Below are 1,664 nucleotides of genomic sequence, written 5' to 3'. Positions count from 1 at the left end.
CCTCGCGCTTTCACGAGGTGGAGTTGTCCGAGGCTTGATCAAATAAGCGGAGAGTGCTCCTGACCTGCAACGATGGGACTTGTCGAGGGTCCTGTCAGCTGCATGGAAAGAAGCACTCTCCAGGTGAAGAAGCGTATCGGGTCGTACCCGCGTGTCCGCATCGAGGGCGGTGGCCGGGCGGTGGTCTCGCAGGCTGGGGGCGTGCTGCTGGTCGAGACCGTCCGCAAGGCCGGCTTGGACACCGCGATATCCGCGGCGCTGACGCCGTGGCGGAAGCCGCGGGCGGTCCATGATCCGGGGAAGATCCTGCTGGACATGGTCCTGGCGGTCGCGCTGGGCGGGGACTGCCTGGCGGATGTCGGCATGCTGCGGGCCGAGCCGGCCGTGTTCGGTCCGGTCGCCTCCGACCCGACAGTCTCCCGCCTGATCGACGCCCTTGCCTCTTCCGGCGACCGAGCTCTGCAGGCCATCCGTTCCGCGCGCGCCGAAGTCCGCAGAAAGGTATGGCGGTTGGCCGACCGGGAAGCGCCCGATGCCGACGGGACGGTGACCGTCGATCTCGACGGAGTGCTGGTGATCGCGCACTCCGACAAGGAGGACGCGGCCCCGACCTGGAAGCGGACCTACGGCCACCACCCGCTGATGGGGTTCGTCGATCACGGGTCGGGGGGCACCGGAGAGCCGGTGGCAGCCCTGCTCAGGCCCGGGAACGCGGGCTCGAACACCGCCACCGACCACATCACCACCGCCCAACTGGCCCTGGCTCAACTGCCGAAGAAATACCGGCGCGGACGTCAGACCCTGATCCGCACCGACTCTGCGGGCGGCACCCACGACTTCGTCGCCTGGCTCGCCCGGCGGGGGCGGTGGCTGTCCTACTCGGTCGGCATGGTGATCACCGACGCGATCCACCAGCATGTGCTGCAGGTTCCCGCCTCGGCCTGGACGCCGGCCGTCGAGGCGGACGGCGAGATCCGCGACGGCGCCTGGGTCGCCGAACTCACCGGCGACGTCCTTCACGGCTGGCCCAAGGGCATGCGGCTGATCGTCCGCAAGGAGCGACCGCACCCCGGGGCCCAGTTGCGACTCACGGATACGGACGGCATGCGGCTGACCTGTTTCGCCACCAACACCGTCGGCCAGCCGATCGCCGAACTCGAGCTCCGTCACCGGCTGCGAGCGAGGGCCGAGGACCGCATCCGGGCCGCCCGGGCCACCGGCCTGCGGAATCTTCCTCTGCACCACACCGCCCAGAACAGGGTCTGGCTGGAAATCGTGCAGATCGCTCTCGACCTGCTGGCCTGGATGCCGATGCTCGCCCTGACCGGCCAGGCCCGCCTCTGGGAACCCCGCCGTCTGCGGCTCCGGCTGTTCAGCGCGGCCGGACAGCTCGTCACTACCGGTCGCCGACGGATCCTCCGCCTGGCCCGGCACTGGCCCTGGACAAGCCGCATCACCGCCGCCCTCAACCGGCTCACCGCCCTGCCGAACCCCGGCTGACCAGCGGTTTCACCCGTCCCTACGAGAGAACCCTCCAGCCGGGCCAGTGGAACCCGGCGTCCACCCGAGACGACACTCGGGCCCTCAGCCTGCACAACCTCAGCTCACGGCACGAAAACGGGCCACCGACTCCGTCGGCGACCCGTCACGCAAGATCGAGGCTA

Annotated in this window: 1 protein-coding gene; it reads left to right on the top strand. The window is 69.6% G+C overall.

Features of this window, described 5'->3' with window-relative positions; translation table 11 throughout:
• The first annotated feature begins 123 nt into the window (after window positions 1–123).
• On the top strand, window positions 124–1,500 hold the full coding sequence (locus KUM40_RS17340; RefSeq protein ID WP_217166888.1) for an IS1380 family transposase: 1,377 nt from the start codon (window positions 124–126) through the stop codon (window positions 1,498–1,500).
• Window positions 1,501–1,664: the final 164 nt, after the last annotated feature.

This window comes from Streptomyces sp. AC512_CC834, assembly GCF_019049325.1.
Lineage (GTDB): Bacteria > Actinomycetota > Actinomycetes > Streptomycetales > Streptomycetaceae > Streptomyces.
Note: the sequence above shows the minus strand (reverse complement) of the source record. Positions and strands in the feature narration are given on the sequence as shown.